This window comes from Williamsia sp. Y712, assembly GCF_059445525.1.
Window position 1 is genome coordinate 109,232 of sequence record NZ_JCAIUN010000001.1, and the last position, 11,952, is coordinate 121,183.

Genomic DNA, 11,952 nt, shown 5'->3' on the forward strand with positions numbered 1-11,952 from the left:
TCACGAAACCAATTCGACGAGGGTGGCGTTGGCAGTGCCGCCGCCCTCACACATGGTCTGCAGTCCGTACCGAATCCCGTTGTCGCGCATGTGGTTGATCATGCGGGTCATCAGGATCGCGCCCGAGCCACCGAGCGGGTGGCCAAGAGCGATCGCGCCACCCAGCGGGTTGAGCAGGGCCGGATCGGCTCCGGTCTCCGCGAGCCAGGCCATCGGGACCGGGGCAAATGCCTCGTTCACCTCGAACACACCGACCTCGGAGAGCTTCACGCCTGCCTTGGCGAGGACCTTCGCGGTGGCCGGGATCGGGCCGGTGAGCATGAGCACCGGATCGTCGCCGACAACGGCGCCCGCGGTGTACCGCACCAACGGCTTCAGGCCGAGTTCGCGCGCCTTCTCCGGGGTCATCACCAGCAATGCGGCTGCGCCGTCGGAGATCTGGGAAGAGTTGCCGGCGTGGATCACTCCGTCTTCGGAGAACGCGGGCTTCAAGTTCGCGAGCTTTTCGACCGTGCTCCCCCGGCGAATTCCTTCGTCGACGGTGACGACACCGTCGTCGGTCGGGGTCGCGACGATCTGACTTTCGAATGCACCGGCATCCTGCGCCACTGCGGCCCGCTCATGCGAGAGCACCGAGAACTCGTCGACCGAGGTTCGGTCGAAGCCCCACTTCTGGGCGATCTTTTCTGCCGAGATCCCCTGATTGAAGGCAAAACCCTCATAGCGGCCAAGGGCTTTGGGGCCGTACGGTGCGCCGGTGGATCGAGCCGCGCCCAGCGGCACCCGGCTCATCACCTCGACTCCGCCTGCCACGACCACGTCCTGCTGGCCCGACATCACAGCCTGCACCGCGAAGTCGAGGGCCTGCTGGCTCGATCCGCACGCCCGGTTGATCGTGACGCCGGGGATCGATTCCGGCCATCCCGCCGCGAGAACCGAGTACCGGCCGACGTTGCTGGACTGGTCGCCGACCTGCGAAACGCAGCCCCAGACAACATCATCGATGATCTCCGGGTTCACCCCGCTGCGCTCGGCCAGCGCAATGAGTACATGAGCCGAAAGATCCACGGGGTGGACGCCGGCCAGCCCACCGTTCCGCTTTCCGACAGCGGTACGAACCGCCTCGACGATGACAACTTCGCGCATCTACTTTTCTCCACTTCGGTGTTCTGACGATGACGGCCTGGGCACAGCCCACTGGCCGGTGAATTCCGGTGTTCTCCGCGCACTGAAGGCAGCAAACGCCTCCTGGGCATCGCGGGTGGCAAAGTTGGCCGCCTGCGCCCGGGCCTCGTTGGCCAACGCGTCGTGCAATGTGCGATCGGCGCCCTCGTTGAGCAAAGCCTTGGTCTGTGCCAGTGCAATCGGCGGGCCGGAGGCGAGTCGGCCGGTGAGATCGTCGACAAATCCGTCGAGCTCGGATGCGGCGACAACCCAGGTGACGAGGTTCAGTGCGCGGGCCTCTTCTGCATCGATCGTGTCGGCAAGCATCGTCAGTCGTTTGGCCTGTTGCAGGCCGACGAGTTTGGGCAGCAGCCAGGAACCGCCGAGATCCATCGACAGTCCGCGTTTGACGAAGATCTGCGAAAACGTCGATCCGGGTGTGGCGACCACGAAATCGCAGCCGAGCGCCAGATTCCAGCCCGCACCCACGGCCACCCCGTCGACCTTGGCGATCGTCGGCATCGGGAGGTTGTGCAACAACTCGGCAACTGCGGTGAGGTTCCGCAGTTTGTACGTGGGATGCGTCGGGTCCGGGGTGGCGATATCGGCGCCCGAGCAGAACGCCCCGCCTGCACCGGTGATCACCAGGGCCCGGACGCTGCGATCATCACCCGCGGCGATCAGCGCTTCACGCAACGCAATCCAGAGTTCTCGGCTGATCGCATTCTTGCGATGCGGTCGATTCAGGGTGAGGGTGCGGACACCGTCGCGGTCAGCGCACAGCAGTTCTGGCTCAGCGTTCATACGCCGGACCAACCGCACCCTGTGCTCGTAATCCGACCAGGTCGGCCTCGCCGACGCCCACATCGGCCAGGATCTTCTCGGTGTGCTCACCGAGACCCGGTACCGCGCCCATCGGCGGATCGAAACCGGAGATGATCGGCGGTGGCAGCAACGCCGCGATCGGTCCGTTCGGCGTATCGATGTCGCGCCACCGGTCGCGCTCGGAGAGTTGCGGGTGCGCGATCACCTCACTGGGCGTGTTATACCGCGCGTTACCGATCCCGGCCTTGTCCGCGATCTGCTGGATCTCGGCCAGATCGTGCTTCCCGCACCACGCCCCGACGGCCTCCTGGAGAATTTCCCGGTTCGCCACCCGGCCACTGTTGTTGGCGAAACGGGGGTCGTCCGCAAGATCGTCGCGCCCGATGATCTCCCGCGCCAGACGCTGCCACTCACTGTCATTGGTGGTGCCCAGGACCACGGTCTGCCCGTCGGCGGTGGCGTACGAACCATACGGCGACACCGCGGGCGAACTCATGCCCAACGGCTGCTGGTCGATCCCCGAATGGCGGGTGTAGTTCAGCTGATAGCCCATGACCTCGGCCGCGGTGTCGAAGAGACTCACCTTGACCTCGGCGGAACCCTTGCCCTGCGCAATGCGCCGGTCCCGCGAGTACAGCAGCGCGATGATCGACAGCGCGGCATAGAGGCCGGTCGAGACATCCGCCACCGGCGGACCGGGTTTCGCCGGTTGTCCCGGAAAACCGGTCACGGCGCAGACGCCTGCCTCCGCCTGCACCAGCAGGTCGTAGGCCCGCTTGTGCGACAACGGACCACCGCTGCCGTACCCATCGATCTCGACCGCAACCAGATTCGGATGGCGCTGCGCCAGCTCGTCCCCCGACAACCCGAGCCGTGCAGTGGCTCCGGGTGCCAGATTCGACACCAGCGCATCGGCTTGGTCGAGTAGCCGATGCAGTAGATCGATCCCGGCCTCCGACTTCAGGTCGAGGGTTACCGATTCCTTACCGCGATTGGCCCAGACAAAGTGGGCTGCCTGCCCTTTCACCACGTCGTCGTAATGACGGGCGAAGTCACCGCCCTTCGGGTTCTCGACCTTGATCACCCGGGCCCCGAAATCTGCGAGGGTCCTGGTGCACATCGGGGCCGAGATCGCCTGCTCGAGGGTCACCACCGTGACACCGGCGAGCGGGCCAACCGACTCACCGGCGCCCGGTTGGTCAGCTGCCCCCGATTGGTCAGGTGTCGCCGAAAGGTCAGCGTTTGTCATCACATCACCATGCCGCCATCAACCGGCAAGACCTGGCCGGTAACAAACGATGAGGCATCAGAGGCGAGGAACAGGAATGCGCCTGCGATCTCTTCCGGTTCCGCCCAGCGCCGCAGCGGGATCCGGTTGAGCATGGTCTCGGCGAACTTCTCGTTGGTGCGGATCGTCTTGGTCATCGGCGTCGCCGCCAGCGGCGCCAGCGCGTTGACGAGGATCTGCTTGCGGGCCAGCTCACGCGCGAGTGACTTTGTCAGACCGATGATCCCGGCCTTTGCCGCCGAATAGTTGACCTGCCCCAGCGTCCCGGTGATACCGGCGGACGATGTCACGTTGATGATTCGGCCGGTGCCGTCGGTCGGGAGGAACCGCAGCGCCGCCTGGGAGCAGTTGAACGCGCCCTTGAGGTGGATGTCGAGCATGCGCTGGAACGACTCTCCGGTGGTGTCCTTGAACATCGCAGGCGCGGTGACCCCGGCATTGTTGACAACGATGTGCAGGACACCGTCGGCGAGCGCGGCCGCAGCCGACGCAGCCGCATCGGCACCTTCGCGATCACTGACATCGAGCTCGAAACCCTCTGCCTTGCCACCGGATTCGACGATGCGCTTGGCAACCAACGTGGCCGCCTCGCCATTGATGTCGGTGACCAGAACAGCGGCACCGGCAGCGGCAAACGCCTCTGCCACAGCCGAACCGATGCCACCGGCAGCGCCGGTGACCAGGGCCGACCGTCCGGTCAGATCAAACATCCCACTCTTGACACTCATCAGTAGCTCCTCGGCATTCCCAAAGTATGTGAACCCAGATAGTTCAGAATCATTTCCTGGCTGATCGGGGCGATCTTCATCAGCCGGGCCTCGCGGAAGTACCGCGCGACGTGATACTCCTCCGAGTAGCCCATACCGCCGTGCGTCTGCAGGGCCCGGTCGGCCGCATTGAAACCGGCTTCAGCACAAAGATACTTTGCGGTGTTCGCCTCACGGCCACAGGGCTTTTTGTTGTCGTAGAGCCAGGTTGCCTTGCGCAGCACCAGTTCTGCGGCATCCAGGTGGGCCAGCGCGTCGGCCAGCGGGAACTGGATACCCTGGTTCATGCCGATCGGCCGATTGAACACGACCCGCTCGCCGCCGTACTTGACGGCCTTGTCGAGGGCCACGCGGCCGATACCGAGGGCCTCCGAGGCGATCAGCATCCGTTCGGGATTGAGGCCGTCGAGCAGGTACTTGAAGCCCTGGCCCTCTTCTCCGACCCGATCCTCGATCGGGATCCGGAGGTCGTCGATGAACAACTCGTTGGAGGTCACCGCGTTTCGTCCCATCTTGGGGATCGGCCGGATCGTCACCTTGCTGCGGTCGAGATCGGTGAGGAACAGCGTCATGCCGTCGGTCTTCTTCTCGACGTCTTCGTACTTCGTCGTTCGGGTCAGCAGCAGGATCTTCTCCGACTCCATCGCCTTGGAGATCCACACCTTGCGACCGTTGACGACATAGCTGTCGCCGTCGCGCTTGGCGAACGTGGTGATCCGCGAAGTATCAAGGCCGGCACCGGGTTCGGTCACACCGAAGCAGACGTGCAGGTCGCCGTTGACGATTCGGGGTAGCGTGCGCGCCTTCAACTCGTCGGATCCGTGTACGACCACCGGATGCATACCGAAGATCGACAGGTGGATCGAACTCGCGGCATTCATCGCACCGCCGGAACGCGAGACCGCCTCCAGTAACAGCGTCGCCTCGGTGATGCCGAGGCCATGACCGCCGTACTCCTCCGGCATGGTCATTCCCAGCCAGCCACCATCGGCGATCGCTTTGTAGAATTCTTTCGGAAACTCGTGCGCGAGATCCTTTTCCATCCAATACTGGTCATCAAAACGACTTGCCAGCTCGGATACCGACTTGCGGATCAGCTCCTGATCCTCGGTCAAATCAAAGTTCATTCCGGTGGACACAACGCATTCCTTCCGATTCTTCCGTGTCGAGCCGATTTCCATGTCGAGTCACCACGTCTGCGACGTGAAAGCAGAAGAATTCGCCGCTGCGGGAGGCCGGATTCCGACCCCCCGCGACGACGACCTTCAGCGCTCGAATACCCGATCAGTCAGAGGCGGGCAGCGGCTTTGGGCTCTTGATACTCAGCTCGGCACCATCGACGCTCAACGATCCGGTGCCTGCGGACGTGCAGAGCAGTTCGATCGTCTCGCCTGCGTCAACATAGCGTTTTCCGAGAAGTGTTGCCGGAGAGCCACCGTCACCGGCGATCTTCGCCGCGGTGGCGGCCGGAACCATCGGTGCGCCGCCGCAGGCAACCACGACGTCGCCTGCCGGCGCCTTCACCACCACTACGCGAGTGGCGCAGCTGGTACTGGCCAGCTGATCACCGGGGCGCAACGGCGTGCTTTGCTGTGTCATCGTGAACATCCTTTTCGACGAGAATCTTATCGTTGGGAGACAGCTGCTCGGAGAGGTTGCTGAAGTCAAATGCCTGCCGCGCCAACCAGAATCGCAGGAACTCGGTGAGCGAGTAGCGCAGGAACACCGCAGACCCCACGACGGCCAGCGAGATACCGATGAGTGCGATGACGATTGCGTCGCGCTGCTCGAGGGGATTCGCGGTGCCATGCGACATGAAGTACGCGATGATTGCCAGCACCGGGCCGATCACCATCAAAGCGAGGCCGATGCGCAGCCAGAGCTGCGACCGCCCGGTCGCCGGATCGGCGATCTTCAGCTCGGACAACTCGCGGGTGAAGCGATCGGCGCGGGATTCGGATGAGGTCATGAGGAACTTCCTAGGTAGAGGGCTGCCAGTTCTTTTCGGAATTCGTCGTCGGGACGACCCTGGTGTTCGACCCGTCCGCGGACTAGCACCGCGGCATGGTCTGCATAGTCGAGAACGGCCGCCGCGAACTGCTCGACAACCAGTACGGCGACACCCTGCCGGGCGATCTCCGCCACCTGCTCATAGAGCTCGGCGACGATCAGGGGCGCCAGCCCCATCGACAACTCGTCGAGCAACAGCACCGCGGGATCGGTTGCCAGACCCCGGGACAGGGCCAACATCTGCTGCTCACCACCGGACATCGTGCCGGCGGTCTGCGTTGCCCGCTTACCCAGAATCGGGAAGCGACTGAACGCGATCTCTTCGATCTCCGCGCGCGAACGCCCGGTGAAGGTCATCATCTGCAGGTTCTCCCGGACCGTCAGGTTCGGGAAGACGCCGCGGCCTTCGGGAATCAGGCAGACACCCGCACGGGCCACATCGCCGAGCGCCATTCCGGTGGCGTCTCGCCCACCGAGCACCAGCTGCCCCGATTTGACCGGGTGATTGCCTGCCGCCACGTTCAGCGTCGTGGTCTTGCCTGCACCGTTCGGCCCGAGCAGCGCGACGACCTGTCCGGCGGAGACGCTCAGATTGATGCCGTGTAGCACCGAGATGGCGTCGTAAGCCGCACGGACGTCTCTCAGTTCCAACATTGGAGTCATGCTTCCGTCCCCAGGTATGCCGCCAGAACTTTCTCGTTTTTACGGATCACATCGGGCGGACCCGATGCGATGATCTTGCCGAGGTCGAGCACGAACACCTGGTCACAGACTTCCATCACCAGTTCCATGTCGTGTTCGACCAGCAGGATCGCAGCGCCACGGTCGGCGATCGTGCGGAGCAGGAGCGCAAAGCGTTCCGTTTCCTCGGGATCCTGGCCTGCCGCCGGTTCGTCCAGCAGCAACAGGCTGGGCTTGACGGCCAGGGCTCGCGCCACCTCCACCAAACGTCCCATGCCCGTTGGCAACTCGTCCGAACTCACGTCGGCGATGTCACTGAGACCGAGTCGCTCGATGATCTCGTCGACGACCTCTGCCGCGTTGCGACGATGCGGACCGAGTTCCGCGGCAACCAGTAGGTTGTCGCGAACACTCAAGCGGCCGAACAGTTCCAGTCGCTGAAATGTCCGGGCCAGACCACGCCGGGCCCTCTTGGAGGGCCCTTCTCGCGTCACGTCATGGCCATCCATCACCACGGTGCCCGTCACCGGCTTGCGCAATCCGGTGACAACGTCGAACAGCGTGCTCTTGCCTGCGCCGTTGGGCCCGATCAGGCCGGTGATCTTGCCTGCCTCCGCGGACAGTGCAACGTCTTCGAGTGCCCGGTGGCCACCAAAGGCCACCGTCACACCACTAACCTCGAGTTGCAATGGCATGGTCCAACACCTCCTCGTCCTCGGCGCGCCACGGGCGCTTGAGCCCCCACCACTCGACCGGGATGTCCTCATCAACAATCGACCCATCGGAGCCCAAAGTGTCCGAGTTCGGGAAATCCGGATCGTCCGGATCGATGATCGGGGCGGGCTTGAGCGCCGCCCAGACCTGCAGGGCAACCACTCCGGCGACGATGCCGAAGAAGAAGATCCAGCCATCGAACACGTCGCCGAGGCGCAGTGCCCAGAGCAACACGAACCAGCTCAGGAATGCCGACACCGCAATGCGGTCGGCGAAGATCGGATCCCACTGCTTGCGCATCTGCGGGATCGCACCCGAACTCAGGACTCCGCCTGCGAAGGCGATACCCGCCAGACCCGGGATCACCTGGACGAGATCGGCGGAATCGGGCCAGATCATCACCACTGCGACAAACGGACCGGCCAGCATGAATCCGGTGAAGAACCCGGCACCCACCGAGCCCAGACCCGCGATGGTCGCGATCAGGAACAACGGCAGTCCGGCAACAAAATTGAACTGATCGGCGGTGACCGACTGCAGTTGCATTCCGTACAGGGCACCACCGAGGCCGGCGATACCGGCCCCGAGCGCGAAGACCGCAACCTTCGCCGTCAGCAGATTGCCGCCGAGCGTGGCGTAGGCCGCCTCGCTGTCACGTTGCGCGATGAGCCTGCGCCCGTACTTGCTTCGGCGAACCAGTGCCACGACGAGTGTTGCCAGGGCGAGGAATATCGCCGAGAGGATCGTGATCCTGGCCGTGGTGTCGAAATGGAACCCGAACAGGTTGGGCCCCACCAACTCGACCGATCCCTGATCGAAGATCGTGATCTCTGCACCGAAGACGTTGAACGCCGGGAGGGTGAAGATCCAGCGATCCATGATGACCGCGAACGCGGCGGTTCCCAGTGCCAGATACACCCCCGAGAGCCGTAGCGCCGGGATGGCGACGATCGCACCAGCGATCGCCGACACCAACACCGTGGCGATCAGTGCCCACCACTGCCCGCTGCCTCCGAAGTAGGCGCACGCAGCCGCGCCGATACCGGCCATCGTCAACTGGCACAGCGAGATCTGACCGGCAAAGCCCGCAAGCGGGACAAACGAGAGCGCGATGATACTCATCGGGAAGATCAATCCGAAGCTGATCAGATCACCCTCGCTGAGGACGGTCGTCAGCACCACCGCGAACACGACGATTGCCACACCGAAGATCACGGTGCCACGCACTGTCGGCAACGGAACCTTGGTCAGACGCCGGTCGCGACCACGCAGACGGCCATGCGGGAACAACAGCAGGGCCAACAGCAGCAGGAGCGCAGGCGCCGCGAGACGCAGACCCGGAAGGTACTCGTTCTGTGGCAGGTAGCCGGCGAGGTACGCCTCCATGCAACCGACCACGATCGCGCCGACAAAGGTCATCGGCAAACTCTTGAGCCGCCCGAAAATTGCTGCGGCATAGGCACTGATGATGAGCAATGACAGCTGCATCGCATCGAGGGCCACCATCGAGGCGATCAAGATGCCGCCGATCGCGGCCAGTTCGGTGCCCAGGATCCACGCCACGCGGTTGGCACGCACCGGATTTGCTCCGGTGAGGCCGACCAGTCCCCTGTCGTCCACGGTTGCCCGCATCTCGGTGCCGATACGGGTGTTGAACATCAACAGCCGCAGGCCGATTGCCACTGCAATCGCCACCAGCATCGTCACCATCTGATGCCAGGTGATGGTGGCCGAACCGATGTGTATCGGAGACTGGTCGGCAAAGAACCGGGGAATCGACTTGGCGTCGTTCGGATTCCAGATCCACCGTGCCAGGGCGATCAGACCGCTCAACAGAGCGATCGTCATCACCATTTTCTCTGCCTCACCCAATCGTTGGACCGGGCGCATCGCCAGTTCGACAAGGATCGCAAACCCCGGAGCCAGGACACCGAGGATAATTACCAGCGAGAGCCATACCGGCAAACCCCATCCGATGGAGATCTGCCAGAACGTGAACGCGGCAAACATGCCTGCCGCGCCATGCGCGAAGTTGAAGACACCGGTGGTCGTGTACGTGAGTACCAGACCACTGCCGATCACTGCATAGATCGCAGCGGTCGTCAGTCCAACGATTCCGAAGGTGAGGAATTGGTCCATTACTTCACATCACTCATGCTCTTACCCACATCGGCCAGGGTCATCGGGGCTCCGTAATCCTTGGTGTACTTGTAAGGCTCGCTGCAGCTGTAGAACTCACCGTCGGCGCTACCGATGTCCACGGATTCCCAGCCATCAGCGGTTGTCTTCTCGACGTTGAAGCAGCCGTTCGGGGGAACGGGTGCCGAAAGGTTCGTCGGAGCATGCAATCCTCCACCCGTCCAAGCGGTTTCGCTCTTCGCGTTCTCCACCAGGCAGGCACGGGTCAGATCGTCACCACAGGCCGCAGCAGACTTGGCGAACAGCAACCAGGACGACATGGCACGAACCGCAGGCAGAGTCATCTCGGTGTCCGGGGAGTACTTGGCCCACAGCTCTTCGAACTGCTGCATCGCCGGGACATCGCTTCCGAAGGGTGCGTTGCCCCCGAGATCGAGGTAATTGTTCTGCTCGGTGGCCGAGGTGCCTGCCAGTTCGACGAACTGATCGCCGTATGCGTTGTTGTTGGTGTCGATCCAGTCGAGCTTGTAGTCGATGCTCGTCAGCACACTCTCGAGCTTGGCGAGTTGCTTGAAATCGCCGTAGTAGATGAGCCCTTTGACGCCCTTGCTCTTCATGGACTGTGCGTAAGGCGTCCAGTCCGACACACCCATGGCCGGGTACAGATCGTCGTAGACGAATGTGGCACCGGCTGCGGTGGTGGATTCGACCGCCTGCGCGCCGAGTATCTTTGTCACAGGCGAGTCGCCGTTGATGATGCCGACCGCGCCCTTGGAATCGGGATACGCCTCATTGATGAGCCATTTCCGGAAGCCGTAGTACGGGTCATAGCCCGCTGTCATGCTCGGATCGGCGGAGATCTCGAGGTCAGCGCCTGCCGACTGAGTCTGGGCAACCTGAGCCGGGAAGCTCGGAAGTGTGCAACCCAGGCGTTCTTTCACACCGAGTCCGTCGAGCGCACTACCGCCGCCGACGAGGGCGAAGTCATCACGGCACGCGGCAATCATCTGCTGGCGCACCTCCATGAGCTTGCTGTCACGGGTGTTGGCAACGATCTTGCGCCCGTTGATACCACCGAGGTCGTTGCACCAGGAGGTGAACACCTTGGCCGTGTCGACGAACTCCGAGTTCTTCGTGAAGCCCACATCGGAGAAGACCCCGACCTGGATCTCCGAGTCCGTGACCCCCTGCGCGGTGGACCCCTTCGACGGCCCCGACGAGCAGACGTCGGACAGGTCGCCGAAATCGCTCGACGCACTGGCCGCCGCGGTGGTGCCGCCTCCACCGCCTTCTTCGGTCCCGGTGTCACCGCTGTCTCGGCCGCTACAGCCGGCAACGAGCACCGTGATCGCCATCAAGGCGATCAGCATGCGTTGTGGTTTCACATTGTTCCTTTCGACTACGTCCGTCCGTCTGCGGATGGGGAGATCCGAGACGGGTTGTGGACCCTGCCCACTGCGGATGGATTGCACGCTGTGGGCTGTGGCGCTTCCGCTAGTAGGAAACTAGCTTCTCCCATTTGAAGAATCAAGATTTTGTAGGATGCAGATCACACCTTACTGAAAAAGTGACCATCGGCAAACCGGACAACATACGTGCACGGCGCAGCGCCGGCCCGCTCGTTTATCCAGGTGAGCGGCCCGATGACCGCGACCCTCATCGGAGAGGCCAAGTCAAGGACCCAGGATGAGACCGAACTACGCGCCACAGTCGCCCACGGCATCAAAGTCGAGGAATTTTCCAGCAGGATTGACTAACCGAGCGGTTCATGGAAATCTAGGTATTCGAAAGTGAGAACGTGATTCTCCGACCGAACGAGAGGAGGTGGTGGATGCGTCTGCCCCCGCTACCCGCGGACCAATGGGATGAGACCGTCGACACTGCCCTGAAAGGCATGCTGCCGAGGTGGCGTAGGAATCCGGAGAACGCCGGGACAATCCTCGCCACACTGGTCCGTCATCCAGCTCTGACACAGGCGTACCTCGGCTTCAATGTTTATATCTTGTTCAACTCGACCCTGCCGGCGCGTCTTCGCGAACTGATGGTCCTGCGGATTGCACACGTCGCGAACTGCGACTACGAAGCGCACCACCATATTGAACTCGGCAAACAGGCAGGGTTGTCCGAGGAGGAGATCTCCGCAGCAGCCCGCGGCGAGGGACTCAATGACTTCGACAGCGTGGCCCTGCGCTCAGTCGATGAACTAAATCAGCACTCTCGAATCTCCGACGAGACCTGGACGGAATTGTCCGACCACCTCGACGAAAAGCAGCGGATGGATCTCGTCTTCACAGTCGGGTCCTATCGGATGCTCGCAATGGCCATCAACACTTTTGACGTACAGCTCGAACAGGAAAGGTAAAT

At 62.8% G+C, this 11,952-nt stretch carries 12 protein-coding genes; 1 reads left to right on the forward strand and 11 read right to left on the reverse strand.

Annotated features, from left to right (window positions below):
* The 11 genes from AC1D75_RS00550 to AC1D75_RS00600 all read right to left on the reverse strand — a co-directional run bounded on the left by AC1D75_RS00550 (window position 1) and on the right by AC1D75_RS00600 (window position 10,958).
* A complete protein-coding gene (locus AC1D75_RS00550; protein WP_495513395.1) occupies window positions 1–1,146 on the reverse strand; it encodes a thiolase family protein in 1,146 nt (381 codons plus the stop codon).
* The gene (locus AC1D75_RS00555; RefSeq protein WP_495513396.1) at window positions 1,147–1,968 is read right to left on the reverse strand and encodes an enoyl-CoA hydratase/isomerase family protein; all 822 of its coding nucleotides are present in this window, start codon (window positions 1,966–1,968) and stop codon (window positions 1,147–1,149) included.
* Window positions 1,958–3,238: a CaiB/BaiF CoA transferase family protein gene (locus tag AC1D75_RS00560; RefSeq protein ID WP_495513397.1), complete on the reverse strand. Its 1,281-nt coding sequence runs from the start codon at window positions 3,236–3,238 to the stop codon at window positions 1,958–1,960. The genes AC1D75_RS00555 and AC1D75_RS00560 overlap by 11 nt, the downstream gene beginning before the upstream one ends.
* Entirely contained in the window at window positions 3,238–4,005 is a 768-nt protein-coding gene (locus AC1D75_RS00565) for an SDR family NAD(P)-dependent oxidoreductase (protein ID WP_495513398.1), read from the reverse strand. The genes AC1D75_RS00560 and AC1D75_RS00565 overlap by 1 nt, the downstream gene beginning before the upstream one ends.
* On the reverse strand, window positions 4,005–5,171 hold the full coding sequence (locus tag AC1D75_RS00570; RefSeq protein WP_495515933.1) for an acyl-CoA dehydrogenase family protein: 1,167 nt from the start codon (window positions 5,169–5,171) through the stop codon (window positions 4,005–4,007). The genes AC1D75_RS00565 and AC1D75_RS00570 overlap by 1 nt, the downstream gene beginning before the upstream one ends.
* A gap of 157 nt (window positions 5,172–5,328) precedes the next feature.
* Window positions 5,329–5,643 (reverse strand): hypothetical protein, encoded by a 315-nt coding sequence (locus AC1D75_RS00575; RefSeq protein WP_495513399.1) that lies wholly within the window; start codon window positions 5,641–5,643, stop codon window positions 5,329–5,331.
* The gene (locus AC1D75_RS00580) at window positions 5,609–6,013 is read right to left on the reverse strand and encodes a hypothetical protein (protein ID WP_495513400.1); all 405 of its coding nucleotides are present in this window, start codon (window positions 6,011–6,013) and stop codon (window positions 5,609–5,611) included. The genes AC1D75_RS00575 and AC1D75_RS00580 overlap by 35 nt, the downstream gene beginning before the upstream one ends.
* Complete coding sequence (locus AC1D75_RS00585) at window positions 6,010–6,717, reverse strand: ABC transporter ATP-binding protein (protein WP_495513401.1); 708 nt, start codon at window positions 6,715–6,717, stop codon at window positions 6,010–6,012. The genes AC1D75_RS00580 and AC1D75_RS00585 overlap by 4 nt, the downstream gene beginning before the upstream one ends.
* A complete protein-coding gene (locus tag AC1D75_RS00590; protein ID WP_495513402.1) occupies window positions 6,714–7,430 on the reverse strand; it encodes an ABC transporter ATP-binding protein in 717 nt (238 codons plus the stop codon). The genes AC1D75_RS00585 and AC1D75_RS00590 overlap by 4 nt, the downstream gene beginning before the upstream one ends.
* Window positions 7,408–9,588 (reverse strand): branched-chain amino acid ABC transporter permease, encoded by a 2,181-nt coding sequence (locus tag AC1D75_RS00595; protein WP_495513403.1) that lies wholly within the window; start codon window positions 9,586–9,588, stop codon window positions 7,408–7,410. Before AC1D75_RS00595 ends, AC1D75_RS00590 begins: the two co-directional genes overlap by 23 nt.
* Window positions 9,588–10,958: an ABC transporter substrate-binding protein gene (locus AC1D75_RS00600; protein ID WP_495515934.1), complete on the reverse strand. Its 1,371-nt coding sequence runs from the start codon at window positions 10,956–10,958 to the stop codon at window positions 9,588–9,590. The genes AC1D75_RS00595 and AC1D75_RS00600 overlap by 1 nt, the downstream gene beginning before the upstream one ends.
* Window positions 10,959–11,419: 461 nt before the next feature.
* Here AC1D75_RS00600 and AC1D75_RS00605 point away from each other — a divergent pair, with 461 nt between their 5' ends.
* Window positions 11,420–11,950: a carboxymuconolactone decarboxylase family protein gene (locus AC1D75_RS00605; RefSeq protein WP_495513404.1), complete on the forward strand. Its 531-nt coding sequence runs from the start codon at window positions 11,420–11,422 to the stop codon at window positions 11,948–11,950.
* Window positions 11,951–11,952 lie beyond the last annotated feature (2 nt).